Source organism: Halobacillus salinus, assembly GCF_004684905.1.
Classification (GTDB): Bacteria; Bacillota; Bacilli; order Bacillales; family Halobacillaceae; genus Halobacillus; species Halobacillus salinus.
The window spans coordinates 1,736,276-1,763,163 of sequence record NZ_SRJC01000001.1; the positions used below are offsets into that span (position 1 = coordinate 1,736,276).

At 40.8% G+C, this 26,888-nt stretch carries 32 protein-coding genes and 1 tRNA gene; 13 read left to right on the top strand and 20 right to left on the bottom strand.

Going from position 1 to position 26,888, the window contains the following annotated elements; translation table 11 throughout:
* Positions 1-359 precede the first annotated feature (359 nt).
* The 4 genes from E4663_RS09400 to E4663_RS09415 all read right to left on the bottom strand — a co-directional run bounded on the left by E4663_RS09400 (position 360) and on the right by E4663_RS09415 (position 2,772).
* Entirely contained in the window at positions 360-1,100 is a 741-nt protein-coding gene (locus E4663_RS09400) for a TRADD-N-associated membrane domain-containing protein (protein WP_135327386.1), read from the bottom strand.
* Positions 1,101-1,253: 153 nt separating this feature from the next.
* Positions 1,254-1,568: a hypothetical protein gene (locus E4663_RS09405; RefSeq protein WP_135327387.1), complete on the bottom strand. Its 315-nt coding sequence runs from the start codon at positions 1,566-1,568 to the stop codon at positions 1,254-1,256.
* 332 nt (positions 1,569-1,900) lie between these two features.
* Positions 1,901-2,323: a hypothetical protein gene (locus tag E4663_RS09410; protein WP_135327388.1), complete on the bottom strand. Its 423-nt coding sequence runs from the start codon at positions 2,321-2,323 to the stop codon at positions 1,901-1,903.
* The gene (locus E4663_RS09415; RefSeq protein ID WP_135327389.1) at positions 2,320-2,772 is read right to left on the bottom strand and encodes a hypothetical protein; all 453 of its coding nucleotides are present in this window, start codon (positions 2,770-2,772) and stop codon (positions 2,320-2,322) included. Before E4663_RS09415 ends, E4663_RS09410 begins: the two co-directional genes overlap by 4 nt.
* A 1,191-nt stretch (positions 2,773-3,963) precedes the next feature.
* Here E4663_RS09415 and E4663_RS09420 point away from each other — a divergent pair.
* Positions 3,964-4,584 (top strand): site-specific integrase, encoded by a 621-nt coding sequence (locus E4663_RS09420; RefSeq protein WP_277752112.1) that lies wholly within the window; start codon positions 3,964-3,966, stop codon positions 4,582-4,584.
* 98 nt (positions 4,585-4,682) lie between these two features.
* Here E4663_RS09420 and E4663_RS09425 read toward each other — a convergent pair.
* A tRNA-Val gene (locus E4663_RS09425) sits at positions 4,683-4,755 on the bottom strand.
* A gap of 244 nt (positions 4,756-4,999) precedes the next feature.
* On the opposite strand from E4663_RS09425, the gene E4663_RS09430 reads away from it, so the two are divergent.
* The 4 genes from E4663_RS09430 (at position 5,000) to E4663_RS09445 (ending at position 7,481) form a co-directional block, all read left to right on the top strand.
* Positions 5,000-5,725 (top strand): alpha/beta hydrolase, encoded by a 726-nt coding sequence (locus E4663_RS09430; RefSeq protein WP_079480602.1) that lies wholly within the window; start codon positions 5,000-5,002, stop codon positions 5,723-5,725.
* 27 nt (positions 5,726-5,752) lie between these two features.
* A complete protein-coding gene (locus tag E4663_RS09435; protein ID WP_079480603.1) occupies positions 5,753-6,268 on the top strand; it encodes a YjcG family protein in 516 nt (171 codons plus the stop codon).
* Between the two features lie 6 nt (positions 6,269-6,274).
* The gene (locus tag E4663_RS09440; RefSeq protein ID WP_135327391.1) at positions 6,275-6,700 is read left to right on the top strand and encodes a GNAT family N-acetyltransferase; all 426 of its coding nucleotides are present in this window, start codon (positions 6,275-6,277) and stop codon (positions 6,698-6,700) included.
* Positions 6,701-6,803: 103 nt separating this feature from the next.
* Positions 6,804-7,481 (top strand): DUF421 domain-containing protein, encoded by a 678-nt coding sequence (locus E4663_RS09445; RefSeq protein ID WP_079480605.1) that lies wholly within the window; start codon positions 6,804-6,806, stop codon positions 7,479-7,481.
* Here E4663_RS09445 and E4663_RS09450 read toward each other — a convergent pair.
* The 5 genes from E4663_RS09450 to E4663_RS09470 all read right to left on the bottom strand — a co-directional run bounded on the left by E4663_RS09450 (position 7,468) and on the right by E4663_RS09470 (position 9,579).
* Positions 7,468-8,361 (bottom strand): MBL fold metallo-hydrolase, encoded by an 894-nt coding sequence (locus tag E4663_RS09450; RefSeq protein ID WP_135327392.1) that lies wholly within the window; start codon positions 8,359-8,361, stop codon positions 7,468-7,470. The two genes, E4663_RS09445 and E4663_RS09450, sit on opposite strands and share 14 nt — an antisense overlap.
* A 25-nt stretch (positions 8,362-8,386) precedes the next feature.
* Complete coding sequence (locus tag E4663_RS09455) at positions 8,387-8,680, bottom strand: hypothetical protein (RefSeq protein ID WP_079480607.1); 294 nt, start codon at positions 8,678-8,680, stop codon at positions 8,387-8,389.
* A 77-nt stretch (positions 8,681-8,757) separates the two neighbouring features.
* Positions 8,758-8,970: a hypothetical protein gene (locus E4663_RS09460; protein ID WP_079480608.1), complete on the bottom strand. Its 213-nt coding sequence runs from the start codon at positions 8,968-8,970 to the stop codon at positions 8,758-8,760.
* Positions 8,967-9,296 carry a DUF1360 domain-containing protein gene (locus E4663_RS09465; RefSeq protein WP_135327393.1) on the bottom strand — a complete coding sequence of 110 codons (330 nt, stop codon included), beginning with the start codon at positions 9,294-9,296 and terminating at the stop codon, positions 8,967-8,969. Before E4663_RS09465 ends, E4663_RS09460 begins: the two co-directional genes overlap by 4 nt.
* Positions 9,297-9,360: 64 nt before the next feature.
* Positions 9,361-9,579, bottom strand: a complete 219-nt coding sequence (locus tag E4663_RS09470; protein ID WP_079480610.1) for a hypothetical protein — start codon at positions 9,577-9,579, stop codon at positions 9,361-9,363.
* Between the two features lie 190 nt (positions 9,580-9,769).
* Here E4663_RS09470 and E4663_RS09475 point away from each other — a divergent pair, with 190 nt between their 5' ends.
* On the top strand, positions 9,770-10,273 hold the full coding sequence (locus tag E4663_RS09475) for a CotY/CotZ family spore coat protein (protein WP_079480611.1): 504 nt from the start codon (positions 9,770-9,772) through the stop codon (positions 10,271-10,273).
* 87 nt (positions 10,274-10,360) lie between these two features.
* Here the strand turns inward: E4663_RS09475 and E4663_RS09480 are convergent, their stop codons facing one another.
* Entirely contained in the window at positions 10,361-10,885 is a 525-nt protein-coding gene (locus E4663_RS09480; protein WP_135327394.1) for a CotO family spore coat protein, read from the bottom strand.
* A gap of 174 nt (positions 10,886-11,059) precedes the next feature.
* On the opposite strand from E4663_RS09480, the gene E4663_RS09485 reads away from it, so the two are divergent.
* Positions 11,060-12,091, top strand: coding sequence for an EAL domain-containing protein (locus E4663_RS09485; RefSeq protein WP_135327395.1), 1,032 nt, complete (start codon positions 11,060-11,062; stop codon positions 12,089-12,091).
* A gap of 36 nt (positions 12,092-12,127) precedes the next feature.
* Here E4663_RS09485 and fabI read toward each other — a convergent pair whose 3' ends face one another.
* The 3 genes from fabI to mgtE form a co-directional block, all read right to left on the bottom strand.
* On the bottom strand, positions 12,128-12,907 hold the full coding sequence (gene fabI, locus E4663_RS09490; protein WP_079480614.1) for an enoyl-ACP reductase FabI: 780 nt from the start codon (positions 12,905-12,907) through the stop codon (positions 12,128-12,130).
* Positions 12,908-13,107: 200 nt separating this feature from the next.
* Positions 13,108-14,970 (bottom strand): monovalent cation:proton antiporter family protein, encoded by a 1,863-nt coding sequence (locus E4663_RS09495; protein ID WP_079480615.1) that lies wholly within the window; start codon positions 14,968-14,970, stop codon positions 13,108-13,110.
* Between the two features lie 16 nt (positions 14,971-14,986).
* Positions 14,987-16,351 carry a magnesium transporter gene (gene mgtE / locus E4663_RS09500; protein ID WP_079480616.1) on the bottom strand — a complete coding sequence of 455 codons (1,365 nt, stop codon included), beginning with the start codon at positions 16,349-16,351 and terminating at the stop codon, positions 14,987-14,989.
* Positions 16,352-16,635: 284 nt separating this feature from the next.
* On the opposite strand from mgtE, the gene prpE reads away from it, so the two are divergent.
* On the top strand, positions 16,636-17,370 hold the full coding sequence (gene prpE / locus E4663_RS09505) for a bis(5'-nucleosyl)-tetraphosphatase PrpE (RefSeq protein WP_135327396.1): 735 nt from the start codon (positions 16,636-16,638) through the stop codon (positions 17,368-17,370).
* Positions 17,371-17,426: 56 nt separating this feature from the next.
* Here prpE and E4663_RS09510 read toward each other — a convergent pair whose 3' ends face one another.
* The 3 genes from E4663_RS09510 to yjbM are packed head-to-tail and all read right to left on the bottom strand — an operon-like array spanning position 17,427 to position 19,768.
* Entirely contained in the window at positions 17,427-18,314 is an 888-nt protein-coding gene (locus E4663_RS09510; RefSeq protein WP_241657142.1) for an RluA family pseudouridine synthase, read from the bottom strand.
* The gene (locus E4663_RS09515; protein ID WP_079480618.1) at positions 18,311-19,117 is read right to left on the bottom strand and encodes an NAD kinase; all 807 of its coding nucleotides are present in this window, start codon (positions 19,115-19,117) and stop codon (positions 18,311-18,313) included. Before E4663_RS09515 ends, E4663_RS09510 begins: the two co-directional genes overlap by 4 nt.
* 15 nt (positions 19,118-19,132) lie before the next feature.
* On the bottom strand, positions 19,133-19,768 hold the full coding sequence (yjbM, locus tag E4663_RS09520) for a GTP diphosphokinase (protein WP_079480619.1): 636 nt from the start codon (positions 19,766-19,768) through the stop codon (positions 19,133-19,135).
* Positions 19,769-19,885: 117 nt separating this feature from the next.
* Between yjbM and E4663_RS09525 the strand changes: the two genes are divergently transcribed.
* The 4 genes from E4663_RS09525 to E4663_RS09540 all read left to right on the top strand — a co-directional run bounded on the left by E4663_RS09525 (position 19,886) and on the right by E4663_RS09540 (position 22,066).
* Complete coding sequence (locus E4663_RS09525; protein ID WP_135327397.1) at positions 19,886-20,467, top strand: CYTH domain-containing protein; 582 nt, start codon at positions 19,886-19,888, stop codon at positions 20,465-20,467.
* Positions 20,468-20,525: 58 nt separating this feature from the next.
* Positions 20,526-20,927: a globin domain-containing protein gene (locus E4663_RS09530; protein WP_135327398.1), complete on the top strand. Its 402-nt coding sequence runs from the start codon at positions 20,526-20,528 to the stop codon at positions 20,925-20,927.
* The gene (locus E4663_RS09535; RefSeq protein ID WP_135327399.1) at positions 20,924-21,808 is read left to right on the top strand and encodes a ClpXP adapter SpxH family protein; all 885 of its coding nucleotides are present in this window, start codon (positions 20,924-20,926) and stop codon (positions 21,806-21,808) included. The genes E4663_RS09530 and E4663_RS09535 overlap by 4 nt, the downstream gene beginning before the upstream one ends.
* A gap of 78 nt (positions 21,809-21,886) precedes the next feature.
* Complete coding sequence (locus E4663_RS09540) at positions 21,887-22,066, top strand: hypothetical protein (protein ID WP_079480623.1); 180 nt, start codon at positions 21,887-21,889, stop codon at positions 22,064-22,066.
* Between the two features lie 29 nt (positions 22,067-22,095).
* Here E4663_RS09540 and pepF read toward each other — a convergent pair whose 3' ends face one another.
* The 3 genes from pepF to mecA form a co-directional block, all read right to left on the bottom strand.
* Positions 22,096-23,901 (bottom strand): oligoendopeptidase F, encoded by a 1,806-nt coding sequence (gene pepF / locus E4663_RS09545; protein WP_135327400.1) that lies wholly within the window; start codon positions 23,899-23,901, stop codon positions 22,096-22,098.
* Between the two features lie 69 nt (positions 23,902-23,970).
* The gene (locus E4663_RS09550) at positions 23,971-25,110 is read right to left on the bottom strand and encodes a competence protein CoiA (RefSeq protein ID WP_135327401.1); all 1,140 of its coding nucleotides are present in this window, start codon (positions 25,108-25,110) and stop codon (positions 23,971-23,973) included.
* Positions 25,111-25,196: 86 nt separating this feature from the next.
* The gene (gene mecA, locus E4663_RS09555; RefSeq protein ID WP_079480626.1) at positions 25,197-25,898 is read right to left on the bottom strand and encodes an adaptor protein MecA; all 702 of its coding nucleotides are present in this window, start codon (positions 25,896-25,898) and stop codon (positions 25,197-25,199) included.
* A 296-nt stretch (positions 25,899-26,194) separates the two neighbouring features.
* On the opposite strand from mecA, the gene E4663_RS09560 reads away from it, so the two are divergent.
* On the top strand, positions 26,195-26,854 hold the full coding sequence (locus tag E4663_RS09560) for a TerC family protein (protein WP_135327402.1): 660 nt from the start codon (positions 26,195-26,197) through the stop codon (positions 26,852-26,854).
* Positions 26,855-26,888 lie beyond the last annotated feature (34 nt).

Here is a 26,888-nt window from a genome sequence, read left to right on the forward strand (position 1 = left end):
TTAGATATTGCAGAATTTGATGAAAAGGAATTTAAAAGGAACCCATTGGTAAATTCATAGAAAGCAAACTTCATGATCAAAACAGAAGAGGAAATTACAGTGCTAAGTCCGGGACTATTACAGATAAAGTGAACTTTTGCAAAAAAGTAATTGAACACACGAATATCTTTGAAGATTTGTCGGGTGAAGCTCAAGAAGTAACTAAAAAAATATATGGTTTTATTAAAGCCCATAATTCCTAAATTACCTGAGTAATATTTGAAGCAAACATCTTCTAGATAGTTTTCGAGGGTCATAATAAAGAAACCTTAGATTAACGTATGGCTAACTAGCCTGGAATCTAAGGTTTCTAAACTACTTTATTTTATATTTTTACTTCTTTCTAATAAAGCCAAAATTGCTTTTTCCTGCATCTCAATCTTCTTTTCATCATTAGTTATTTGTTCAGTCAATTCAATCGCTAACATAGTATCCTGCATCTTTTCTAGTTTTCCATAGAAGTAATTTAATTGTTTTATACTTTTATTATAAAGATGAAAGTACATCCCTCCAATTACTTCTAATAGTGCACCAACTGAGACTGAAATAACAGAGGAAGTAATATTGTCACCCATGTAAATAAACCATACCCCAGCTAAAATTGTAATTAACCCCGCTATGATTGCGGTTAAACTAGCTGTAAAACTGCTTCTAGCTTGACTCTTATTAATGGTATAGTATTCTGTTGTTTGATTAAGGTTAATCTGAACTGTGTTAAATACATTATCTTCTGCACCTGACTCTACATGATTGAACTTTTTCTTTAGTTCTTCCCTCTCTTTCGATAGGTGTTTCAACTCTATTTCAAAAGGATTTTTGATACTTACAGCTTCCTCTGAAAAACCAAGAATGGAAGATACCAAGAATAATAACGAAATCAATCCCACAACTATACTTACCGCAATTAAATTCTCATCAAGATCCTTTATAATTAAAATCACTGCATCAGCTATTATAGTGCTTGCAGACAAGAGTAAAACACCTATTCTTAGCTCCTTCCTCTTTCTAAGAGAATTTGCAAGCAGTTCGACTAACCCCGAAATTAATTCTCTAGCATGCATTCTTCTCCTCACCCTTTATCGATTAGTAATAAATGATTCTAACTAATTCACCAACCAACATGTTTAGGTTTAGGATTTGATCATTGTATTTGTATAAATAATAAAATTCCAAAAAATGGTTGGAGTAGTAGTTTCTTATAGTTCGCTAAAAAATCATGCACTATTTTCTTCTTCTCTGGAAATTTTAATACTCTTAATGTTTGAGTGTGATTTTGCTATGTAGTAACTAGTCTTTTGTAAATACCCTAGTGCTTCAGCTGCTGCAAATAACAATGTAGCCCAAAATCCACCTGTAAGTAGCGCTACTATTCCATAAATCCAAGAGTTAGGATCAGGTTCTGAATAATCACCAAACTCACTGTAGACTGTAGTCTCAGCGTTAAATAACATAATAGATATTATTACAGTCACCGGGATTATAGCCCAGGCTATATATTGCAAAGCTTTTTGTGTCTTCGATTCTACCATACTTTATCCCCCCCTTAATATCAAAATCAAATTTTAACATTTTAAAAAAGATTAGTAAAGATAAACTATATATTAGAATTGTATCGTCGCTTCTTCATAAATGGGTACACAAATAGAATCAAATTACACTTCAACTTATCTAAAGATAATTAATTCGAAATGAAATACATTATAGGTAGATCTATTGTCGATATGATAGGCGAGGCTCTTCCCAGCTCAATCATTTCCCCTATCCTAATTCGAAAAACATCTTCAAGAAAATCGAAGCAGTCTCTACATTAAAAAACCCAGCCATTTAATATGGATGGGTTTTTTAATATCTCAGAATATTTTCAGTCAAACCAATTGTTTATTCTGAATTCAACATTGTTTGCCTTTAGAGTGATGATTCGATGTAACTTTGAAACAATTAAATTATAAGAGAAGCCTAAAGGATTATCTCCGTCGCCCTCTAAAAACGAAATAACAGTATCATAACTTTCATCTGTAAGAGTTACAAAGTAATTGTCTTCATAAACGAATTCATCTTCATCAATATAATAACGGGATTTATACTTACCTATTACAACTCTACCACCTGTGCTGCTATCAGTGTAGTACGCGTCTTTTATACTCCCTTCCGAAATCGAACGATCCAACAACTTATTATAGTTTTTATGAAGTACTTTATTCCACTGAACTTCTTTATCTCTAGTTTTGTCTGTCAGCTTATTTAGAAAATCCCTTAAATCAATATCGTTATAAGAATCTGTCATTTTGTTATCTCCTTCGAATATTCTATATTTTCATCAAACTCATTCTCTAATCTATGAATTAGTTCATATAACAACTTTCTAACTTTTTTCTTTACATCCGTCGGAGCAGGATGCTGATAACCGTCTATTAGCTTTTTTAGACTCTTCAGCTTCCTTTTAGTTTTTCGTCCAAGGAGATCTTTATAAGAAGTCAAAGCAATTATGCTTTCATCTAGTTCTTTTCCATCTAGGAAACCATCATCTTTCAACAACTGATATGAGGTGGTCATTTGTAAGATAATTGTTTTTTTAGATTTTTTATATTTAGCTTGCTTATGTTTTTTTGTTAAATTCCTTCTAATTAGCCTAGCATTTTTTGCAATAATTAAAGTGAATACAAAACTAAGTATGGTAACAAATGTTCCAATAATTGAAATAATAAGTCCCCAAGTATTTATGTCAGTGGTCAACAGATTCACACCTAACTATAATTTCTATAAAGTCAAGAATAACATATTCCAGTATTCAAACAGAAGCATACACTAATGAAATTTTTTTTCAAAAGGTACTTGTTTTAAATGGGCTGCCTTTTCCAAGAGAACTCTCCAACAAAAATCATGTATGCCATGAGCCTTCTGTCCTGCTCAATTAATAGTTTTACTTTGAAGACTCAGATGACGGTCATAACGATGCTCAATCGCAATTTCAACAAGAGCCAGAATCTACACCTAAACTCAGTAATGGCTACACGGGGTTGAACGGGAAAGTCATTGTGATCATGGCTTGTGAAAGTTTATAACTAAACCATCAATGAAGTATCATCATATAAGTTTTATACTTTACCATGGTTAATTTAATCACCTGCCACATCAACCAAATATTAAATTACATATTCCTGAAAAGTTTTTTATCATGTATTTACCTTTGTAACCAGCATAAAATATCCTTAATATGAATATAAAATTCAATACATTCTAGGAGGTGAACAAATTCAATGGAACAAAATGTAATGCACTTTTATGAAGCAATCAGTGCCTTGAACACCGAAAAAACTCTTTCGGAAAATGTTTTTTTCATTTGGAGTGTTCACCTTTAATAGCTATAGATCAAATTTGTCGTTAAAGACAATGAGGTCATGACGCCCGCGGATCACTGACTTATTTTTCTAAATGTCGAAATCGAAAGAACGAAGAGTATTTGGACTAAACTGTTTGCTAAGCTTCTCAATAAAAATGATTTATATATAAGTGTTGCTCCCCTACCTGGAGATATACTTCTAACTCCCAATGACCTTTACTCCACAGATGAATTAAGTAGATTAAACACCCAGTCTTTCCAGGTGAAACTAAACTATCTATTTAGTAACTTCGAACATATTTCCGATGGATTCACAATTACTAAATCGTTCCCATATAAACCTATTAATCACCCAGAAATAACCATACCTGAAGACTTGACTGCACAAGTGATCCCATATTTATTCTATGAAAAAGGGTTTATCAACTGGTTTAAACTCTTTGTAAAAGTAAAGGTTGATCACCACAAGATGTCATGACACGGGCAAATGACTGGGACCTTATTAGTAAAAATCCTCTCGAGTCTGTTGACCGTCGAGAGAGAACAAAAGAAAGGTTGCAAATAATGTTTATACGAAAAATGAGATCAAGGAAAATTTTCGAGAAATGAGTGATGAGCCGCTTCATTGGCAAGTCTTCATTTCACTCGCTTTAGCATGTGTCTTTCGACGAGGAGAGAACTTAGCGTTAGAAGCAAATAAAATTGATAGGGATAATAAACAGGTTACAATTGACCAGACTATTGGAGGAGGGAAAGAATGGAAGCCAAAAATAAAAGACAAGAAATCCTCTCCTTCGACTAGGATTGTTTCTGTCCCAGAATCAGTTATTGTTTTACTGAAGAAGCTATATATTTCAAACTCACGGATGGGGAACAAGGCCTCGCACTTGTGGAAAGAAAAGAGTCACAACTGGATTTTTTGTAATGAGGATGGTACCCACTTCTACCCTACTACACCGACGACTTGGTGGAGGCGATTTACTAAGCGTAAAGGCATCAGGCATATTCGATTACACGACCTTCGCCATACATCAGCCACTTTCCTCATAAACCAAGGAGTTCATGCGAAAATTATCTCTGAACGGTTAGGCCATGCAGATATTCGAACCACAATGGATACGTATGGACATGCATTACGATCTGCCGAACAGGAAGCTGCAGGTAAGATTGATACGCTATTTACTCGAAAAGAAAAAGCCGATTAATAAATTCCGTCAACAATTCGTCAACAAGTGCTGAAGACAGAGAAATGACGCGGCCTCTCCGTGGATGAGAAACCGCGCCATTCCGGCACTTTGTATGATGATTCTGATTGGGCTCGAACCAACGACCTCCACCCTGTCAAGGTGGCGCTCTCCCAGCTGAGCTACAGAATCGTTTGTTGTAATTTGTCGCTTGTTTTGCTGACAAGTAATAATATACAATGTATTCAAATGGATGTCAATAAGTTTTTAACATTTCGTAAAGCTTATGTAAATGTTCGCTTCATCCAGGCTTTGAATAGATCTGTTCCACTTTTGGCACAATTCTATGATAAAATATATATGTTACGTTTAAACGGTAAAATTCGGTGGGAAATTCAATTAAGAACTTCCTGATCGCTTTAGGAGGTGGACTTGTATGGGTAGAAAAGGATCCATGAACGATTATACGATAAATAGTGAGTATTTAAATGAAGAAATGACTTTGAAAGTGTACACTCCAGAAAACTTCTCTCCATTATATAAGTATCACTTCTGTATCATGCAGGATGGGAATGATTATTTCCAAATGGGGCGTGCGGCTACCTTAAGTGATGAGCTGCATAGTGAAGAACAAATGGATAACACGATTTTCATCGGGATTCATTACCGTGATAAATACGATCGTGTTGATAAGTATCATCCGAATGGAAAGCGGCAAGGAGATTACATCAACTTCCTGATACGGGAGGTCGTTCCATATCTTGATGAGAAGTTCCCTGGGTACTGTATGGGAAGTGGCCGAACACTTGTTGGAGACTCTCTGGCTGGTACACTCGCGTTGATGACGGCGGTGAAGTTCCCTAACATCTTCGGTAATGTGATTATGCAGAGCCCGTATGTAGATGAGCATGTATTAGAGGTTGTGCAATCGGTTACAGACTTTTCTCAGCTTACGATCTACCACACGATCGGCACGGAAGAGTCTGATGTTGAAACTACGGATGGCGCTCGCAAGAATTTCTTAGAGCCCAACCGAGAACTGAGCGAATTTCTCAATCATCAATCGCTTGGGTACACTTATCACGAGCTTGAGGGTGACCACACGTGGGGAACGTGGCAAAAGGATTTCAAACGGGCATTACTTACGATTTTCGGAAAATAAACAACGAGATTCAGGAGGGGTATCACGATGAAATATGGTATAGCAATTTTTCCATCTAAAAAAGTACAAGATGAAGCAAATTCCTATCGAAAGAGATACGATCCACATTACGCGCTTATTCCACCTCACATCACGATGAAGGAAGCGTTCGAGGCGGATGAGGATGAAATTGAATCCAAAATCATCCCTGAACTGAAAAAAATCGCAGATGAAACAGAGCCTTTTTCCTACGGTGTTTATAAGGTAAGCTCTTTCTCTCCCGTCACCAATACGATTTACTTGAAAGTGGATCCATCTGAGGAGATCTTTGCATTGAACGAAAAGCTTCACTCCGGATCACTACCTGGTGACAAAGACTACGCATTCGTTCCTCATATTACGATTGCACAGAAGTTGTATGATGATGAATTCTCAGATGTATTCGGCAGCTTGAGCATGTTGAAATTCGACTTACAGGATAACGTAGATCGTTTTCAACTCCTTTATCAATTAGAAAATGGCGCATGGAGTGTTTATGAAACATTCCGTTTAGGTGGAGAATAAATACGTATGCAATTAATGAAAGTTCAAAATGAAAAACAAAGAGACGACGCGTTTCTCGTGAGACGTGTCGTTTTTATCCATGAACAACAAGTCCCAGAAGAACTGGAGATGGACGAATTCGATCAGGATGCCGCTCACTTTGTAGGTTATGTAGAAGAAGACCCGGTGGCGGCCGGGAGAGTCAGGCTTGTTGAAGATTACGGGAAGCTGGAGAGGATCTGCGTTAAGAAAGACTATCGTGGTCATCATTTCGGCAAAGATATCATTCTTCATATAGAAGACTATTTAAAAGGACAAGGTTATCTGAAAGCCAAGTTAAACGCTCAAACACACGCTGAGGGATTTTATCAGTCGCTTGGGTATGAAACAATTTCAGAGGAATTCATGGATGCTGGCATCCCCCATGTCACAATGATCAAAACACTGACATGATCAAAAGCTTAGAGTTAATTCTCTAGGCTTTTTTATTTGGTTTAGATTGTTCATAGCTTGTCTAGAATGGTAACTAGACGAACTACAAGGAATGTGATGATGCATGCAATTCTTTCATATTGGGTTAGAGACACTTTTTGGGTTCTTCGCTTTATTTGTATTGACGAAAGTGCTCGGAAAAACACAAATTACACAGATTACAGCTTTTGACTTCATTTCCGCTCTTGTTCTTGGTGAGTTGGTCGGAAACGCTTTATACGATCAAGAAATCGGCATCAAGTATATTGCATTTGCCATTTTGTTTTGGGGGATATTGATTTACTCCACTGAGGTGATTACGGAGAAATTCAAAGGGACAAGAGCATTACTAGAAGGCCGACCTTCCCTTATCATCAGGAAAGGGAAAATCGACCGCGAATCCCTACGAAAAAGCAAATTGGATATCAACCAGTTGCAGCATTTACTACGGGCGAAAGACGTTTTTTCTCTTCAAGAAGTAGAATTCGCTATTTTGGAAACGGACGGTACCATCTCTGTTTTGAAATCATTTAACTATCAGAACTCTACAAAGAAAGACTTGAAGCTGACAGAAGAACCTGTCCCGCTTCCTGTGGCTATCATTAGTGATGGAGAAGTGCTATGGGATAACTTATCCCAAGCGAATCTTGATGAAGACTGGTTGAACAAACAGCTTTCCAAACAGGATTTCAATAGCGCTGAAGAAGTCTTATATGGTGAATTTCAAGAAGGAAACTCGGATTTATACATCATCGGCTTTTAAAAACCCAGCGATTGTCTTCTATCGCTTGTTCGAGTTTTCCTTCTTTAAGTAAACCCACTAAATAGCCAGATACAGCAGTGCGATACAACAACCATTGAGAAAGTTGCGATGCCTTCACTTTATAATGGTTGCACACTTCTGAAACCAGTTGCTCGTGCGAGATCGACTCGTGATTCACTACGTAGTCATGAATCCATTCCATGATCTCCTTATGGCAGCTTATATTCGCAGAGATTGTTGAAGATGGATCTTCTTCCTGCTCCCCGTGCCCTGGGACTGCTTTCTCACAATCAATTGTCGCGAGCCTCTCTAAGCTTCTCAACGCCAAGTGAGCATCGGTTAGAAAAGGTATTTTATGCTTTTTCAACGTTACTTCACTGAAATAGCTGTCCGCAGCAAACAATATTCCATCAACTCTTAGAGCAAGTTGATGATAACTATGCCCTGGCAAGAGAAAAGTGTCACAAGTCTTATCCCCGAATTGGAAGGTAGTTTCTGTGATGACTTCATCTATTCTTACAGGTGGGCCTTGCAGAAATTTGTTTTGCAATTCGTCGATAGGATCGTTTCCTCCAAACAAATACAAGGGTTCGATACTAGGATATCGAAGGATTGCCTCCTCTAAGACAGGAGCGATCGTATGGACTGAATATTGATCTTGTATGTATTTAGCCCCTCCGTAATGATCGGAGTGAGCATGCGTAATAAAAAGGTGCGTCAAAGGAAGCTCGTGACTCTCGAGCTCTTTGAGCACCTTTTTTATAGAGGATTTATCAAGCCCGGCATCAATCAACATACCGTATGAACCAGATTTTACATATCCGATATTCACCGAGCTGTGGTAATAGTAACAATCGTTTTGAATCTGTTGGAATGACATAGTAGAGAACTCCTTTAGCATGTTTTTAAACAGTTTCGCTAAAGTTTGTTCCTTTTCCTGTTAATTTGGCGTAGATTTTTTCATGAGAAAGATCCATCGACCGGGCGATGTGAATGTTATTGGGAGTGTAAAGAGTTTTCTTTCTTGCCTCTAAATAATCGATTCTGTCTTGTTCCCGTGGTTGATGGTGTTCTTCCAGTTTACTATCAAGGGTAGCCTTGAACACTCCTTCTAAGGAATATGGAGAAGGCTCTGTTTTCACTGTTCGTTGCTGGTAATCCTTATATTGATAATGATTGACAGGTGCAATGTAACCCATGACTACATCCCTCCTATAAGTTAGGTTTACCCGCTTGCTTGAATAGATACTCCTGGAGATGTTCTCCTAAAACGCTATTACTCAAAGAAGTCCTCCATCTTCCTCATTTGCTTTGTTAGGAAGGTATCCATCTTGGACATTCTCGTATTCATTCGCTTCTCCCAAGACTGGAGGTCGGCTTCCCACTGATTAAACTTCTTCTCCGGCTTTTTGATGATTCCTCCCCATTTCGTGCTCTCCGACTGTATCTCACCTAATATTTCAAAAATCGACTTATTCTTTTCGCTCATGTCCTAACACTCCAGCTGTACAGAATGGATTGAAGACCAGCGATGGCCAATAACAGAACGACGTACTCCCCGAAGGGAATGAAAGTATATAAAACCAATATGATAAGCGACGACCAGACACCTACGCACCACTGACAAGTGAGCCCTTCCCCAATAAAACCGTTCGGCTCGATCCACTCTTCTGTTTCTCCGTCCTCCGTTTGTTCCACTCTTATAGTCGTGAAAGGTCTCCGCAACCATTCCATGATCAAATCATCCACAATCAATCGCGTTAATCGAAAAGCAGCCAAGCCGAAGATTACTAAGTGCAACCATTGAATACTCATGAACCCACCCCTTTTTTGACATAGAAGAAGCCACTACTGTAGATGTAGTGGCTTCTTCTTTAAATTAGAACCAAAATCCACGGCGGTCGGATGATTCATCTGAATGCTCTTTAGAGCTGCTCTCATCTGAATCTTGGCGTCCACGACGTCCGAAGAACGGATCGACACGGTCGTCACCACGATGGTCATCCTTTTCATGCTTGCGGTGCTGCGGCTCGATAAATACGTTTTCCGCTTCGATGACAAGATCATTGACACGGATTACTTTTTTCTTTTCAGACATTCTATTCATCTCCTTAAGGGAATTCATTGATAATCTATGGCATTTGTCCCCATACGGTATAGTCTTTCGCCTAAGAATCAATAAAAACTTAAGGTTTGTGAGAAAAGAGACAAATGCCCACACCGACAAAGAGGAGATACATATTGTAGTAAAGACAATACGTCAATTCGTATGGAAAGGGGAAAATAAAATGAGTTGTGGTAAAAACTTCGATACAGGTTCTTGTGTCATCGACATCCTAAAAGACATCGTTGATGCTCAGAACGATGTAATGCACGAATGCACAACAAGCTGTGAGCAATCCATCGCAGACTTATTAGGTGATACTGGAGGTTCTAACTTCGATACGGTTCCAGTAATCCTTTACTGCAAAGACTGCAAGCCTTTCAAAGGTTTCGGTTCTAAGAAGAGCGACGATCACTGCCAAGTGAAAGGAAGCTTCTTCTTCCGCGTTAAATCTGTAGATGACGATGGTTGTGCAGTAGTAGAACTTCTATTCGCTGACCATCACCATGGACCAGTTGCAGGAGATGAATCCTCTTCTGATGAATCTTGGGGACACCACCACGGATTCAATCCAAAATCTCCAGCAGACCAGAACTGCAAAAACCTTCGCGCGTCTGGTATTTGCATCACAGTAGACTTGAACTGCTTCTGTCACGTAACATGCCTTCCTGCAACAGCTGCTCTATAATTCTTATAAACCTAGAAAAGAGGAACTCCAAGTGAGTTCCTCTTTTTTTTGGCTATTAATCCGTTGTGACTTGGCAACTAACTCCATCTAGAACCCTAGGAGACGAATATCTTCAATCTCTTTAAACGGTATATCTTTTTGGAATGGGCGCTGGAACGTCTTCATCTGGACGATGCCATCCTTGTAATCGACAATGTATCCTCGATAAGCATCTTCATTTACGACAATCTCGCATTTAACCTTAGGCATGTGAGGGGATAATTGTAAGAAATACTGCACTTTTCCTTCTAACGTTAATTCACCAAAGCGTTTCTTCCGATCCTTAGCGGTAGATGTGGACTGTTTACTTTCCGTTGCTTCAGGAGTCTTTGGCTTTTCTTCTTCGGGTTCTTCTTTCTTAGCTTCTTCCAGTGGTTCTACTTTGGATGCAGCATTTTGACTCCTTACCCTCCGTTCTTTCTCATAAAGCGACGTGTTCTCTGCTGAATTGGCTGTTGATTTACTTTGGCGCTGGGACCGGAAACTCGTCTGCATAGGGACTTCTGCAGGTTTGAAATTCGGTTGAGCAATATAAAGCATTGGTTGCTTTGCTAAACGCTTTTTCTCAGCCATCATCGATCTCTCCTTTTTAATTAGGTCATCATTCTATACATATGCCTAATGAAGAGTCCATGTTCATCCTAAACAAGTTTCGACGAAGCTTTACACAATCTTTACGCAATACTCCGTTTCTCTTTATTTCCGTTTGGTAACTTTCAGAATAGATTATGTATTAGGAGTGTTCTTATGTTCGTTATTGGCGAGACAAAAACAGCGACCGAACATGCTAAACAACAATTATTACACTGGCTGAATCATAGGAAGCTTTCGATGCATTTTCAACCTATTGTTCATACCGCACAGAAGACGATCCAAGGCTACGAGGCTCTTGCGAGATTTCCAAGAAGTGATTACATATCAAGTCCCGTCGAACTGTTCCAACTTGCAGATGAAATGGACCAGTTGTTTTACTTGGAAAAGCATACGAGAGAATTGGCAATCGAATTAATCGAAAGATATCTGAACCCACATCAGAAGTTATGGGTAAACTTATCTCCTAATGTTATCCACGACAAAGCCTTTACCCCTGGATTCACCCATTCTGTCATTGAGAATACGAATCTAACGGCACGGCAAATCGTGTTTGAAATCACAGAGCAATCCGCCATCAAAGACTTGGATAGTTTCAAACAGTTACTCAATCATTATAGAGAACAAGGCTTCACTGTAGCTATTGACGATGTAGGGGCGGGGTATTCTTCCTTACAAGCCATTTCCGAAATTAAACCAGACTATTTGAAAGTGGATCGTTCTCTTATCATGAACATTCAGCACTCTAGTGAAAAGCAATTCATGTTGGAAGCGCTGCAACATATTTCGAGCAAGATGGGATCTTCGCTTATAGCAGAAGGGGTGGAAACAGAAACAGAGTTTGCCAAGCTCACAGCAATGGGCGTTGAGATGATGCAAGGATATTATTTTGCAAAGCCTACCTATCCCCCTTTAGAAGTTCCATACCACTTATTAGAACCCACTGATGTAAACTACAAAGACGATGGTGTGAAGCTTATTGTTTCATCTAACCTTACGTTCCAAGACTTTTACCTATGGCTCAGTCAATACACCGGGCCGATCGACCGACAACTAGCTACGATCAAAACTGAAAAAATACAAGTATCAATGCCCTTGCAAGAAGTAATCAGATTCGCCGCCTATTCGAATGGATCCTCCCCGTCTAAACCCGTTTGGAGAGAGTTGCTCCAGTGGTGGAGGTCATAAAGAAACCCTCTTCCATAGCGGAAGAGGGTTTTTCAATCAGTATGCGACGATATTGAATCCAGAATCTACGTGGATCACTTCACCTGTTACACCACGAGATAAGTCACTCATGAGGTAATAAGCAGTGTCACCTACTTCCTCTTGAGTCACAGCACGACGAAGTGGCGCTCGTTCTTCAATTACAGATAAGATCTGGTTGAAGTCGCCGACACCTTTAGCGGATAATGTACGGATCGGTCCAGCTGAAATCGCATTGACACGGATATTGTGCTTCCCTAAGTCATTGGCTAAGTATTTCATACTGGCATCTAAACTTGCTTTCGCGACACCCATCACGTTGTAGTTCTTCACTACTTGCTCACCACCAAGGTAAGTCAAGGTTACAATGCTTCCCCCATCTGCCATAAGCGGCTGGGCAGCTCTTGCAACTGCCGTAAGGGAATAAGCACTAATGTTATGAGCCGTAAGGAATCCATCACGACTAGTGTTCAAGAATTCATCTTTTAGCTCATCACGATTCGCAAAAGCGATACAGTGAGCAAGTCCATGGATTACGCCAACATCCTTCTGAATGTTTTCAAACGTTTCCATGATCGCTTCGTCACTGGTTACGTCACACTCATAAACAAGTGGTTCTTGTCCACCCTCCAAAGTGTCCGCAAGATCTTGAACAGACTTTTTGAAACGTTCTGATGCCACTGTGAAAATCAAACGGGCACCTGCTTCGTGTAACGAGCGGGCAATCCCCCATGCAATACTTCGTTTATTGGCTACTCCCATGACGACATACGTGCGTCCTTCTAGTGAGAAATTCATGATTCATCCTCCTTGAGGTTCATCTTATTTAGTATTTGTTATTAGTACCTGCTACTATTTTAAACGATTTACTTCCCTCACTGCAAGAAAAGTTAAGATGACTTTCTTTGTCCATACCCTCTCTTCATTGTCACAACCCCTATTCTTTAACAAAACCCTATTTTCCGTAAAAAAAAGCTTAGAGGAGCTACCTCTAAGCTTTAACACCATTCACAATATTCCAGTTCAAGTTTCAATTCATCCACATACTCTGGTGAGCCTGTCACAATCAGACGGTCTCCCATCTGTAATTCCGTGTCACCATGAGGGACAATCGAATCCTTTCCACGGAAAATACGGACCATGATGACGTCTCCCGTGAATGGAAATTCTTTTAAATACATCCCATTATAATCAGGGTTATTCATATTGATCTGATACAAGGCACTGTCCTGCTTGGTTAATATATCTATCACATTCGGAGCCTCGATCATGGCTTTCAACAAGGCTTTGGAAGATAAGAATACGGAGAACACACTGATGTTCAGGTCACGCATCTCCTGAGCTAATTCAGGTGATTCCACCCTTGCGATGATACGCTCTACTCCTTGTTCCTTAGCGAATCGAGCGATTTCAGCGTTCTCTTCTTCATCTCCTGTCGAAGCAACCAGCAGGTCCACTTCGAAGACACCAAATTCCTTCATTGTTTCCACGTTATATCCGTCCAACTCCTTAATATCGAAGCAGGAACGGGTGATTTTCTCATCCACTTTATCTACTTTTGTATGATAAAGGTGTGTCTCGTACGATTTGATATCAAGCTCACGGACAACAGGAAGCGTCATGCGGTTGGAACCGACGAAAGATACGACTGTCTTATGATCTTCGTCCTCAAACCTGCCATATATCTTCTTGAATAGGACAGGTCCAACTAGACAAGTCAAGACCGCCACCAAAATCAAGGCACCTTCCATCTGCTCATCAATCATTCCCTCTCTCCGACCGATGGTAGCTGCCGCGATAACAAGGGAGAGTGTGGATGTCAGAATGAAACCTGATCCAAGAACTGTCTTCATGTCATACCATTTCTTAAGAAGCAGCGCCGGAAGCACTTTGGAAACGAGAAGAGCAATGAATAGTAATGGAATTAAAATCAATACGCGAGTATCCGTAAATAAACTCCAAATATCGATTTCAACACCGACCATGACGAAAAAGATCGGTATCAGGAATCCATACCCGAAACTGTCCAAGCGCTTCACCATTTCTGGATTCGGAGACAGTAGTGAGACTAGGGTACCAGCAAGGAAAGCACCTAAAATGTTTTCCGCTCCTACCGTCTCAGAGAGTGCTACAAGTAATAAGATAAGCGTGAACACAGCACGTGTATCAATCTGAATGGTCCCTTTCGCCATTGTTTCAATGAACGACTGGTGTCTGAACTGTTTTCCGACGAAATATAGTAGCACACCAGCGGCAAAGAGAATAAGTAAGAGCCACGTGTTGCCTCCACTTTCTCCGTAAATGGATACAAAGACCGCAAGTAACACCATAGTCACAAGGTCGGCAATAACGGCAATCAATAGAATTGTCTGGCCGATTGTCGTCTTCATCATTTGAGCATCTTTCAGGGTCGGAACTACGACACCAAGCGAGATGGTTGAAATGATCAACGTCATCAAGAACGCATTATCAATAAATCCTCCTAATACGAACAAATAGGATAAACCTAATGATAATACGAATATTCCACTGAAGACGATACAAGCCAAGATAATCGGGTTGGGAGCCCCTGTCCCCTGGTTCTCAGGCTTCGCTTTTTTCTTTCTTCTAGCGAAGATTGAAAAGTCGATCTCCAGACCACTTAAGAACATTAGAAAGATGAATCCTAAAGTGGAGAGGATCTCAAGCCAGCTTCCCTGCTCAACCAGGTCGAAGCCACTTTGTCCTATAATTAACCCGACGATGATTTCTGCTACAACGACAGGGATCATGTTCAATTTAAAACGATGCAATAAAATGGGAGTGATGAATGCTGCAAGTATAACGATAACTAGTGATGTTACCGAAGCACCATGTTCCATACTCGCCCTCCTTCCATTAAATCAGTAAGTTCATAAATGCTGTCGCCATTCCGAAGTAAATAAGAATGGAGATGATGTCATTGATAGTCGTAATGAAGGGACCAGATGCAACGGCCGGATCAATATCAAACCGGTGCATGATCAAAGGTACGAGGGAGCCGGCAAGCGTCGCGACGATCAACGTCATTAAAATAGATAGGCCGACCAACACACCTAAAAAGAAATTTCCCTGCCAAAAGTAAACAATCAAAGTGATGATCACACCACAGGAAACACCGGTTATGACTCCGGTTCCCGCTTCACGGAACATCATCTTAGCTTTTCCTTGTTTATCAATTTCACCAGTGGCAATTCCACGAACCGCCACAGCCAGAGCTTGCGTTCCTGTATTCCCCGCCATCCCAGCAATTAGTGGAATGAAAACGGCAAGAATCGGGTATACGCTTAACGTTTCTTCGAATCGCCCTATCAAGCTTGCTGTCAAACTTCCCAAGAACAGGAGAATGACAAGCCAAGGAAGGCGCTTCTTCGCTGATGCAAACGCGTTTTCATCTGGGCTGTCGACATCAGCAATACCGGCAAGCTTGGAGTAATCATCGCTTGCTTCTTCTTCCATAACGTCCATAATATCATCGACTGTAATAATTCCAAGCAAATGCTCTTGGAAATCTACGACTGGCAAAGCTAGAAAGTCATAGTCGCGGACCATCCTTGCGACTTCTTCTTGGTCGTCGCCGACAGACACAGACACGACACGTTCACTCATAACATCCGCAATCAGCCAATCTTCTTCCGATACAATCAGATCACGTAAAGAGATAACGCCTACCAGCCTCTTGTCTTCATCAATTACGTACGTATAGTAAATGGTCTCCGCATCAGGAGCCTCTGTTCTCAAATGAACCATCGCTTGACGGATCGTCATCGTTGCTTTGACGACTACGAACTCGGTCGTCATGATGGAACCAGCGGTTTTTTCCTCATAGTGCAATAGATCTTTGATTTCTTGAGCCGCTTCATCATCCATGATGGTTAGAAAGCTCGCAACTTTGTCTTTCTCTAATTCATTAAAGATATCCACCGCATCATCTGTAGACATCTCAGCAAAGACTTGCGCAGCAAATCGGGGGTCCATTTCCGTGAAAAACGGCTCGATCTCGTCATAATCAATATGTTCCATCACATCTGCGATTTCTTCCGGAGATAGATAAGTGTATATTTGCATTCTGACTTCAGTATCTAATCCAACAAAGATTTCTGCTTGATCATAAGGGTGGAGTTCAAGGAATTCTGCTCGAAACTGATCGATATGATCATGGTCCAAGGCATCTTTCACTTTATTCCAAACTTCTCGGCGCTCATGGTCCTCTAAATGTTCCATTTGCAACCCTCCTCTGACGTCCGTTTCGTTTTTGACCGTTTAATCTTAATCTCGAAAGCAAGCTTTGTCAACGAATGTTGAATCATTTTCATAAAACTCTTACGTTTTATCGTTTCGAATCGTCAAGCTCCACTCTCATCAAGTATAATAGTATTCTAACAAAATGCTCACAACATAAGGAATGATTCGTTTCATCCATACTACCTGCACTTCAACTGAATAAGGATGATCTATGCCGGGTAAGCTTGAAACAGCCTTGCTACTTTGGGAAAAGGAGAGTATCTATGAAGATTGACATTATAGGAGATGTCCATGGATGTCTTGATGAACTATATACATTATTTTCAGAACTCGGATACGAATGGGAGGAAGGTATCCCCGTTCATCCTGAGGGAAGGACCCCCGCCTTTGTTGGGGACATTACAGATCGTGGTCCAAAATCGATGGAAGCCATACACTTTGTCCACCGATTAGTAGTCCAAGAAAGTAAAGCTATTTACGTTCCTGGAAATCACTGTGATAAGCTTTATCGCTTCTTCCTCGGGAATCCCATCAAAGAGGCACATGGGCTAGAAACGACCACAGCAGAATACCGGAACTTGACTGAGGAAGAACAACAAGATGTGAAAGCGAAATTCATGGAACTTATAGACAACTCCCCCCTCTACCACGTTCTCCCAGAAGCGAATGTGGTGATCGCCCACGCCGGTATTAAAGGACAAGATATCGGTAAGGTGAACAAGAGCGTGAAGACCTTTGTTCTCTATGGGGACATTACTGGTGAAAAACTTCCTGATGGTAGGCCGGTCCGGAGAGATTGGGCTCAGCATTACACAGGTGACCGATGGATTGTTTACGGCCATACCCCGACCAAAGAACCTCGTTTCGTCAATCGAACCGTCAATATCGATACAGGATGCGTATTCGGCGGCGCATTGACCGCTTTTCGACTGCCGGAGGAAAACACCGTATCCGTCCCATCTTCCATGCCATACATCGAAGAGAAATTCCGTTATTAGCTTACAAAGGGTCTTTATAAAAAGAAAGCTCAGTGATTACTGAGCTTTCTTTTCGTTTATATAAGGTAGGCATCCCACTCATCAGGCGGTGATGCTTCAAATACCATATCCTCTTTCGTCCAGGGGTGGAGAAATTGAATCAAGTGACAATGCAATGCCTGTCCCTCCATCGACTCCGCTTCCTTGGCTTCGTACAGCGTATCCCCTACAAGGGGGTGCCCGATGGATGCCATATGAACACGGATTTGATGGGTACGACCGGTAAGGAGTTCAAACTGGACCAGACTGTCCCGAGATCCTTCTTTAAGTACCTTGTATTTCGTTACAGAGGGTTTCCCTTCTTCCGTAACCGTCCTTTTGATGATGGACCCCTCTAACCTTCCGATGGGTCGATCGATTTCACCTGTTCTCTCCTTGAGATGACCTTGAACGAGCGCTTGGTAATATCGCTTAATAAGCTTCTGCTTCTTGGTCAAAAGCATATGACTATAAGCATGTTTCGCCACAACCATGAGTCCAGATGTGTATTTATCCAGCCTTGTCACGATATGGACCGTGACTGGAATATCCTTCTTTTCATAGTAGTGAAGAAGTCGGTTCGCAATGGAAGGCTCCCCTTTATCTATGGAGGGAATTACCGATATTCCGGAGGGTTTATTTAGTACGATAATATCTTCATCCTCATAAACGATGGATAATGGACCGTCCTCAAGACGCATACTCGCTCCTCTTGATTCTTCAGGAAAAGCCACTTCTAATCGGTCATTTGTCTCCAAAGATCTCCAAAGCTCTGTTTCCTCTCCATTTACCATAGCACGACCTTCCGTTTTGACTCTCTTCAATAGCTGCCTGGAGAATTCTCCTCGCTTTTTGAGGAAATGCCGAATGGATTGCCCTTCACAGACATCGGGAACCGTCCATTCTTTCTTCACGGAAGTTCTCAACGTGCGTGCTCGTCTGAAACGAAGGAGTCATGAACCCTTTTCCAGAAAGGGAAAGGTCGGAAGCGCGCAAATCGCACTCGCTCATCCGCAACTCTGCATTGGATGGACTGGACATCTTTATAGGTGCGGGAAAGATGGTCAATAGTGAATAGGAAGCTTCGATCGTTCAATGGCTTAAGTAAACTAGTATGATGACTAGGTAAAATGAGCGGCGAACCGATTGTACGGAATACACGGTTGTTGATAGAAGCCATTTCTGTAATCTGGATCGCTTCTAAGGACGGATGTAAAATGGCACCACCTAGTGCTTTGTTATAGGCAGTACTTCCGGAAGGAGTCGACACACAAAGTCCATCGCCACGGAATGTTTCAAAGTGATCCCCTTTGATTAAAATGTCCAATACAACCGAGCCCTCAGAGGTCTTGATCGTACATTCATTAAGGGCAAGGTAACGGTCTTCCTCTTCCCCTTCTTTAGGTTTAATGACGACTTCAAGAAGTGGATACTCCACCACTTGGAAGGGTGTCTTGGCAATTTCGATGATCAATTTCTCCAACTCTTCCGGCATCCAATCGGCATAAAACCCTAAATGCCCGGTATGTATGCCGATAAAAGCCGTCTTGTCCAAACGGTGGACATATGTGTGGAACGCTTCTAATAACGTCCCGTCACCGCCAACAGAAATGGCCAAGTCAGGCTCTTCTTCTGAATACTCCAATTCGAATTCAATCAAGTAGTTCTTGATCTTCGAACGGATCTCATTTGATTTCTTATCTCCTTTAGATAAAATCGAAAATTTCATCTAGTGACCACCTCGTTATTTTTTAGAATCCTTTTTCTTCTCTTCTTTCCTCAGGAATGCCTTCTGCGCCTCTTGAATTTCACTTTTTATCTTTGACATTTCTTCATCCAACTGAAAAGCCGCTTCACCGGCACTCTTCAATCTTGCTTTAATTTCACTAGGTATTTTACCCGCATATTTATAATTTAACGAATGTTCGTTTGTTGCCCAGAAATTCATAGCAAGTGTGCGGATTTGTATTTCTGCGAGGAGGATTTTCTCTCCATGAATGGTCTCAACAGGATAGTTGATAATAACGTGGTAAGAGCGATAGCCGCTATCTTTTTTCCGTGAAATATAATCCTTCTCCTCCACGATTTCAAAATCGTGACGATTCCGCATCATATCCACGACTGCGTAAATATCATCTACAAATTGACAAACGACCCGAACGCCTGCAATATCTTGAAGGAATTGTTCTATATGTTCAGGGTTGACCCCTTTCCTTCGAGCTTTTTCAATTATACTTGTTTTGGGTTTCACACGGCCGGTAACAAACTCAATCGGGGATTGCTCCGATTCATACTCGAATTGACGACGCATCCCCTTCAATTTAACTTTGAGTTCATCTACAGCCTGTGCATACGGTGCTAAGAAAATATCCCAATTCATCAGACGCCCACCTTTATGTATCGTACTTAAAATGGTTTATATGTGCGTTTTCTACTTGTTTCATTGTATCATAAAGTTAACGTCAGACAGAAATGATAGAAGGAGGTTCTTGGTAGAATGACACAAGAAATAGAAATTGAATTCAAAAATCTCTTGATGGAAGAAGAATACAATAAAGTTTATCAATATTTACCATTCAAATCAGTTGAACTTATAGAACAAACGAATTATTATTTTGAAACAGAAGACTTATTATTAAAACAACGAGGGGCAGCGCTGAGAATCCGCAAGAAGAACGATCAGTGGACTTTGACGCTTAAACAACCTCATGAAGAAGGACTATTGGAAACACACGATTCACTGACTGATCAAGAAGCGAATTTATGGATCCAGAATCAATTCGTCGAAAAGCCGGAAACGAGCAGGCAGTTGAATGAATTAGGGATCGCCATTTCTGATTTGAATTATTTGGGCTCCTTAACAACCAGACGCAAAGAACTAGAATATAACGGGTCATTAGTCGTGCTTGACCACAGTTTGTATTACGATCAGGAAGACTACGAATTAGAGGTTGAAGCACCTTCGAAACAAGAAGGACTCAGCGTCATTCAGGAGATCCTTGAAGCCTGCAATATTCCAGAGCGGGAAACAGATAATAAGATCAAACGATTCTACAAAGCAAAGCAGCAATCAGAATAGTTGTAGTTATAATACGCCATTGCTAAAATGGATAATTAGAAAGACAGGAAGGGATTATATGCAACAACGACCTGGCTCAATTTATGAAGCCATTGGAAAAGAAAAAATTGATGAGCTTGTAGAAGCCTTTTATAAAAGAGTTCAAAAGCATCCGGAATTAACTCCTATCTTTCCGGATGACTTTACAGAAACCATCCGAAAACAAAAGCAGTTCCTGACACAATTCTTCGGTGGACCACCTCTCTATGTAGAGGAGCATGGGCACCCGATGTTACGCGCAAGGCACCTGCCGTTTGAGATTACGCCGAAAAGGCGCGACGCGTGGTTGTCTTGTATGTCCGGAGCGTTAACAGAAGCCGAAATCGAAGAACCTCACCGCTCGTTCATGTTTGAACGGTTAACGATGACAGCAAACCATATGATGAATACACCAGAGGATGAGAAAGGAGAATCGATGTGAGTTGGAAAAGCCTTAGCACAGATAAAGAGAAACAAGGCACATCGAGTGGTTTTTTTAATTTACTGAAACGACCGATTGAAATATACGTTTTCATCGATCCTCTCTGCCCCGAATGCTGGTCACTTGAACCTTTCTTGAAAAAGCTGTCTATCGAATTTGGTCGTTTTTTTACGATTCGTCCCATCATCAGCGGTAAACTATCTGCTTTACAGCAAAACCAGCTCAACAAACCAGAAAAACTCAAGAAAATCTGGGACAAGACTGCCTCCCAAACCGGAATGTGCTGTGATGGAGATGTTTGGATAGAAAACCCTGTCTCTTCTCCTCTTGCCACTTCCCTTGCTGTAAAGGCTGCCGAACTTCAAGGAAAGAAAGCAGGCATGCGCTTCTTGCGCAAAGTCCAAGAATACGTTTTTCTTGAGAAACAAAACATCTCAGATGAAAATGTCCTCATTGAATGCGCAAGTAAAAGCCGCTTAGATGTCGAAGAGTTCAAACGCGATCTATATTCGGATGTAGCCCGCAAAGCATTACAGAACGACTTGAAACTGACACAGGAGATGGAAGTCGAATCGACGCCTACCATCGTCCTTTTCAACGAATCGGAAGAAGATGCAGGACTGAAGATTACCGGCCTCTATTCTTATGACGTTTACGTCAAAGTATTGAAGGAAATGCTCCAAAAGGATCCGAAACCTGCCATTAAGCCCGACTTAGAAACATTCCTCCAGCATTATCGTTTCGTCGCAAATAAAGAGATTGCTGTCGTATATGACTGGAGCGAACAGGATACCAAGAAAGAAATGAAAAAGCTTGTATTAAGACAAAAAGCCAGAGAAATCCCAGTGAAGCACGGAACCTTCTGGGAATACCTCAATTGAAAAGCCCTCCCATATGGAGGGCTTTTTTGTGTTAAATGTGCCTTGTCTATCATATTCGTTTAATGAGGAGGGATAAGCTTGAGAAAGATTAGTTTTCTGATCGGTATTGGTGCTGTACTTATCTTAAGCCTTTTTCATTTGCTTGCTCTTATGAGAATTTACCCTTTATACATCACTTCTCCACTTTTGTTCATCACCATCTATTATCTGATTACCAGCATGTTCAAGAGAAAAACCTTCCGGGGATTCATAAAATAGCCCGTGCTACTCGTAGCACGGGCTAAATATTATTTCAACAACTCTTCCAGCTCATTCAGTTTCTCTTCGAATACATCTAACGCTGCGAGAATCGGCTGTTTGGAGTTCATATCGACCCCAGCTTGTTTTAGAACCTCAATAGGGTAGTCACTGCTTCCTGCTTTCAAGAAGCTCTTATATCGGTCGACAGCTTCTTCCCCTTCCGTTAGGATCTGGTCAGCGAGTGTAGTAGCTGCTGCATATCCGGTCGCATACTGATAAACATAATACCCCATGTAGAAGTGAGGAATTCGTGCCCATTCAAGACCAATTTTCTCATCTACCACGATATTCTCACCAAAGTACTTCTTGTTCAGATCATAATAGATCTCCGTTAACTTCTCGGCCGTCAAAGCTTCCCCTTCTTGGGCCTTCACGTGAATTTGATGCTCAAATTCCGCGAACATCGTTTGACGGAACACAGTTCCTCGGAATCCTTCCAAGAAGTTGTTCAAAAGATACATTTTCTCTTTTTCACTGTTGGTATTCTTCAACATATAGTCGTTAAGAAGGGCTTCATTACAAGTCGACGCCACTTCCGCAACGAATATGGAGTAGTTCCCATAGCGGTACGGTTGATTTTCATGCGTGTAATAACTATGGAGAGAGTGCCCGAGTTCATGTGCAAGGGTAAATAAATTGTTTACATTATCCTGCCAATTCATCAAAATATAAGGATTCGTTCCATAGTGTCCAGATGAGTAAGCACCACTGCGTTTCCCTTTATTTTCTTCCACATCAATCCATCGATTCTCAAACCCTTGGTTGACGATGCCAACATATTCCTCTCCTAATGGCTCAAGCCCCTTCAGAACAAGTTCTTTTGCTTCTTCATAAGGAACCTCCATTTCGGCGTCTTTCACGAGCGGAGTGTACAAGTCGTACATGTGAACTTCATCAAGTCCCAATACTTCTTTTCTCAATTCCACATAACGATGTAATAGAGGCAGGCGTTCGTTTACAGCTTCCAGCAGATTGTCATATACCGTCTCTGGAATGTTGTTGTTATTAAGCTTTGCTTGACGTGCAGAATCATACTTCCGTACTTCCGCATTATAGTTATTTTTCTTTACATGTCCACCTAGCGTGGAAGCAAACGTGTTCTTGAACGATCCGAACGTGTCATACATTGCATCAAATGCTGATTTACGCACATTTCGGTCATCTGACTTCAAAAACCCTACGTAGCGTCCGTGTGTAAGATCTACCTCTTCGCCTTCTTCATTCTTGATCGTAGGGAACGTCAAGTCTGCATTGTTCAATGCTCCGAATGTTTGTGAAGGGTTAGCTCCAACCTCCGAAAAACCGGCAAGAAGTTTCTCCTCTTTTTCACTTAAGACGTGGGCTCGTTGTCTCGTAATCTCATCCAGTGTGTGCTGGTAATGCTTTAGAGGCTCATGCTCTTTTAAGAATTCATCCACTTTACCTTCTGGAAGGGCTAATATTTCCGGAACAATAAAGCTCATACTGGAGGAGATCTTCGTAAGAGCGCTCTCCGCCTTCGCATTCATTTCTTGATAATAGGAGTGGGTCGTGTCCTGGTCCTTTCTCATATGGGCGTAGGTGAAAAGCGTTCCAAGCTTATGGGATATTTCATCCTGAAGGACAAACAGATTGTACAACTCCTCTGCTGATTCTCCCACCTTCCCCTGATAAGCTTCTATTTTAGGAAGCATGTTCTTCGCTTCCTCCAGTTCCTTATACCATTCTTCATCTGTCTTAAAAATCGCTTCTAAGTCCCACGTTTTTTCCACTGGTACTTCATCACGTTTTGGTAGCTCTTTTGTTGTTGCCATTAAACTTCCTCCTTTTTCATTCGTCACCCTAAAGAAATTCTCGATTTAAACAGGAATACCTTCTTCCAGCTAAATTCTATGTAATTTTTTTAGAGCCTCCACTAGTAATCGATCGCCTTGAAGTGCCTGTTCGCAATGCTGATAAAATGGTGCGTCTTTCAGCTTGACCCAGCTATTAGCGCCTACTTTATTCACATAACCCAGGCACTCGAGTAAGTGCATATACTCCGTTCTCATGTCCGCCTGATAATGATTCAGCGTAATCCCACCTGTAATAATATTGGCTTTTATAAGACCCCCAACGGGTACATGTAAAAAGTATTTCATTAAAAACCTTGTCTGCCAAATGAAAGGCTTTGCCGTCATTGTAATCTGGCTCGGCAACGGAACATAGGCAATCGAAGGAATCAAGCTGAAATGATAGTTGTTCAAATAAAGATACTGTCTGAACTGTGCTTCATCGGATCCGACTCTTTGCCTATAACTTGTTCTGTGGGTATATAGTAGCTTTTCCCAAAGTGGGTTGGGGAAATACAAAGGGGCATTATTATTATTATTAGTGAAGAGTTGAGGAAATGTGGTGCCTTGAAGGGGAAGGACCTGTTCTTTCCCGACCCACTTCTTGTGAGAAACACTCTGTAGGTGCTTGGCTATGTGGAAAGTTTGATGAAAAGGATGAAAGAAGAAAACTTGATACTGTTTGCGGAAGTAATAGAGAAGAGCTTGTAGGAAGGGGGTTGATTGAATAGTAGAGGTTTTCCAATTCTTACTCAAGTGCTTAGAACCGACAATCCATAATGGGAAAATGTTCGCCTCGTGATAGGACTCTGTTCTTTTGATAACTTCTGATCTTGAGATCGTTGCGCATTGGTACTCGATAGCAATACACTTCTTATGGTAATGAAGAAGGACATCCGGCCGCTGCTTGATCTCGGGAAGATACGTTTCCATTTCTGCATGTAATCCCTGATCGACCAACCATTGATATAATCTCCATTTTCCCGTTTCGTGTTCTTTTGATTCACCGCTTCTACATTGACTATCAGGATAATGAGCAAAATGTGGAGTAACCTTTTGCCCCAAACGGATTTGGAGCGGTTCCCTACACTCCGGACAGTAATACGTAGACTGCCTACATTGAATCAACTCCTTGTTTGATTTGGAATACAAAGATTCCCATTCTCCATTTTCATTTACAGCATGAAACATACCATCACCTCATAACACCCTTCGACATTCCACCATAATTTTCCTTCTTGAACAAAAAAATAAGCACACGCTAGGTGTGCTTCATACTAATCAGCCGGAAAATAACTCTTCACTTGTCCTAATGCTTGTTCAGCAAAGATTGTATTTCCGTATTCTTCAAGTCTGTGGATGGTAACAGGTGATTCATGCCCGTATTCCATAAACTGACTCAATAAATTTTCTTGCTCGTCATCACTCATATTTTCATCAGTGAATTGAATATATAAATAGTAGTTGTCTTCAAAGTGGAATAGACGTTGTTCAGAGGATTCAGCATCTACAACATAATGACTTAGTTGAATAACATCTTCGAATTCATTGAATTTGATTGTAAAATTCAAAGGTTCATCAGAGTCACGATCCTGATCATTATCTTCCTCTTCATTGTCATTATTAGCGTCTGTTGAATTGAATTTATCTTCGAGCAAGGATTCAAGTTTTTCATCGACAGGTACATCAATCGCGTCACCATCTTCACTAGGCAGTTCAAGCTTTTGACCGTCTTGGGAGACTTGAGCTTTTGTCACGATGACTTCTAAACCTTTATCCATTGCCTGCACTTGTATCCATAAAGGGCCGTCTGCCTGGAAATTTTCTTGGTCGTTCACTTCATCCATCATTTCCCAGAACAATTGCTCGCTTCTCTCGCGGTTATACCAGATCTCTTCTCTGTCAAAACCACGTTGCTCTACATCACTGTATGAAACGTAAAACTTAACTGTATTTTCATTTATGCGTTCGATTTCCATATGTTTCTCTCCCTTCATAACATGTTTTAAGGGGGAAGGGATTACTCACCCTTTTTTGTGCTTATTTAACCTTACCCGTTAGGTCAAAGCCTCAACCGTTTAAATGTGTGACTAAAGGGTTGATGTACTTATATTGTATGACACTACAGAGCAAATGGAAAACAAATTGCTTCAAATCAGCATATAACCATACTGCTTAAGAATACGGATGGGTAACACCTATTTAACCTTTAGAGTGAACTTTCATTTTAGCTCAAATTAAAACGTTTGTCACTACATAGTAGGAGGATTTTTCTATGAGCTGGGACATGCTTGAACCGATCTTGATCATTATTGGAATCGACATTATCTTAGGTGGTGATAATGCAGTCGTCATTGCACTAGCTAGCCGCAACCTACCTGAAGACCAGAGAAACAAAGCCATTGTTATCGGAACAGGCTTAGCCATTGGAGCTAGAGTGCTGTTAACTACTGTTGCTCTTTATCTTCTCCAAATTCCATTCCTTCAATTAGTAGGAGGACTATTCTTACTGCATATTGCTCTTAAATTACTGACAGATAATGAAGAGGAAAAAGACATTAAAGCGGGCAGTCATTTATGGTCTGCTGTAAAGACGATTGTTTTCGCTGATATTGTTATGGGGTTTGACAATGTCCTCGCTATTGCTGGTGCGTCTCACGACAACATCCTGCTTGTAGTGATGGGGTTAATCGTTTCGGTTCCGATTATTGTATGGGGGAGTAAATTCATTCTTCTCTTAATGGACAAGTTCCCATTCTTTATTTATTTCGGAGCAGGGTTGCTCGCGTTTACAGCATCAGAAATGATTATTGAAGATCAGTCTATCATGGAGTGGGTACATCCTTATCCACTTCTAGAGACGTGGACACCTGTTGTTTTCGTCGTTGCCGTCATTACCAGTGGATACCTTCGAAACAAATGGAAGGAAGCCTAATAAAACAAAAAGAGCTGCCACGCACTGTTGTGTG

Excerpts from the sequence above, each read along its gene's own strand:
- E4663_RS09460 (WP_079480608.1), bottom strand. The coding sequence starts at position 8,970 with ATGAGCGAAAAGAATAAGTCGATTTTTGAAATATTAGGTGAGATACAG.
- E4663_RS09560 (WP_135327402.1), top strand. The coding sequence starts at position 26,195 with ATGAGCTGGGACATGCTTGAACCGATCTTGATCATTATTGGAATCGAC.
- E4663_RS09400 (WP_135327386.1), bottom strand. The coding sequence starts at position 1,100 with ATGCATGCTAGAGAATTAATTTCGGGGTTAGTCGAACTGCTTGCAAAT.
- E4663_RS09430 (WP_079480602.1), top strand. The coding sequence starts at position 5,000 with ATGGGTAGAAAAGGATCCATGAACGATTATACGATAAATAGTGAGTAT.
- E4663_RS09550 (WP_135327401.1), bottom strand. The coding sequence starts at position 25,110 with ATGTTTCATGCTGTAAATGAAAATGGAGAATGGGAATCTTTGTATTCC.
- E4663_RS09440 (WP_135327391.1), top strand. The coding sequence starts at position 6,275 with ATGCAATTAATGAAAGTTCAAAATGAAAAACAAAGAGACGACGCGTTT.
- E4663_RS09445 (WP_079480605.1), top strand. The coding sequence starts at position 6,804 with ATGCAATTCTTTCATATTGGGTTAGAGACACTTTTTGGGTTCTTCGCT.
- mecA (WP_079480626.1), bottom strand. The coding sequence starts at position 25,898 with ATGGAAATCGAACGCATAAATGAAAATACAGTTAAGTTTTACGTTTCA.
- E4663_RS09480 (WP_135327394.1), bottom strand. The coding sequence starts at position 10,885 with ATGGCTGAGAAAAAGCGTTTAGCAAAGCAACCAATGCTTTATATTGCT.
- E4663_RS09470 (WP_079480610.1), bottom strand. The coding sequence starts at position 9,579 with ATGTCTGAAAAGAAAAAAGTAATCCGTGTCAATGATCTTGTCATCGAA.
- yjbM (WP_079480619.1), bottom strand. The coding sequence starts at position 19,768 with ATGAATTGGGATATTTTCTTAGCACCGTATGCACAGGCTGTAGATGAA.
- E4663_RS09525 (WP_135327397.1), top strand. The coding sequence starts at position 19,886 with ATGACACAAGAAATAGAAATTGAATTCAAAAATCTCTTGATGGAAGAA.
- E4663_RS09405 (WP_135327387.1), bottom strand. The coding sequence starts at position 1,568 with ATGGTAGAATCGAAGACACAAAAAGCTTTGCAATATATAGCCTGGGCT.
- E4663_RS09450 (WP_135327392.1), bottom strand. The coding sequence starts at position 8,361 with ATGTCATTCCAACAGATTCAAAACGATTGTTACTATTACCACAGCTCG.
- E4663_RS09465 (WP_135327393.1), bottom strand. The coding sequence starts at position 9,296 with ATGAGTATTCAATGGTTGCACTTAGTAATCTTCGGCTTGGCTGCTTTT.
- E4663_RS09455 (WP_079480607.1), bottom strand. The coding sequence starts at position 8,680 with ATGGGTTACATTGCACCTGTCAATCATTATCAATATAAGGATTACCAG.
- E4663_RS09515 (WP_079480618.1), bottom strand. The coding sequence starts at position 19,117 with ATGAAATTTTCGATTTTATCTAAAGGAGATAAGAAATCAAATGAGATC.
- fabI (WP_079480614.1), bottom strand. The coding sequence starts at position 12,907 with ATGAATTTCTCACTAGAAGGACGCACGTATGTCGTCATGGGAGTAGCC.
- E4663_RS09410 (WP_135327388.1), bottom strand. The coding sequence starts at position 2,323 with ATGACAGATTCTTATAACGATATTGATTTAAGGGATTTTCTAAATAAG.
- prpE (WP_135327396.1), top strand. The coding sequence starts at position 16,636 with ATGAAGATTGACATTATAGGAGATGTCCATGGATGTCTTGATGAACTA.
- E4663_RS09495 (WP_079480615.1), bottom strand. The coding sequence starts at position 14,970 with ATGGAACATGGTGCTTCGGTAACATCACTAGTTATCGTTATACTTGCA.
- E4663_RS09530 (WP_135327398.1), top strand. The coding sequence starts at position 20,526 with ATGCAACAACGACCTGGCTCAATTTATGAAGCCATTGGAAAAGAAAAA.
- mgtE (WP_079480616.1), bottom strand. The coding sequence starts at position 16,351 with ATGGAACATTTAGAGGACCATGAGCGCCGAGAAGTTTGGAATAAAGTG.
- E4663_RS09485 (WP_135327395.1), top strand. The coding sequence starts at position 11,060 with ATGTTCGTTATTGGCGAGACAAAAACAGCGACCGAACATGCTAAACAA.
- pepF (WP_135327400.1), bottom strand. The coding sequence starts at position 23,901 with ATGGCAACAACAAAAGAGCTACCAAAACGTGATGAAGTACCAGTGGAA.
- E4663_RS09475 (WP_079480611.1), top strand. The coding sequence starts at position 9,770 with ATGAGTTGTGGTAAAAACTTCGATACAGGTTCTTGTGTCATCGACATC.
- E4663_RS09435 (WP_079480603.1), top strand. The coding sequence starts at position 5,753 with ATGAAATATGGTATAGCAATTTTTCCATCTAAAAAAGTACAAGATGAA.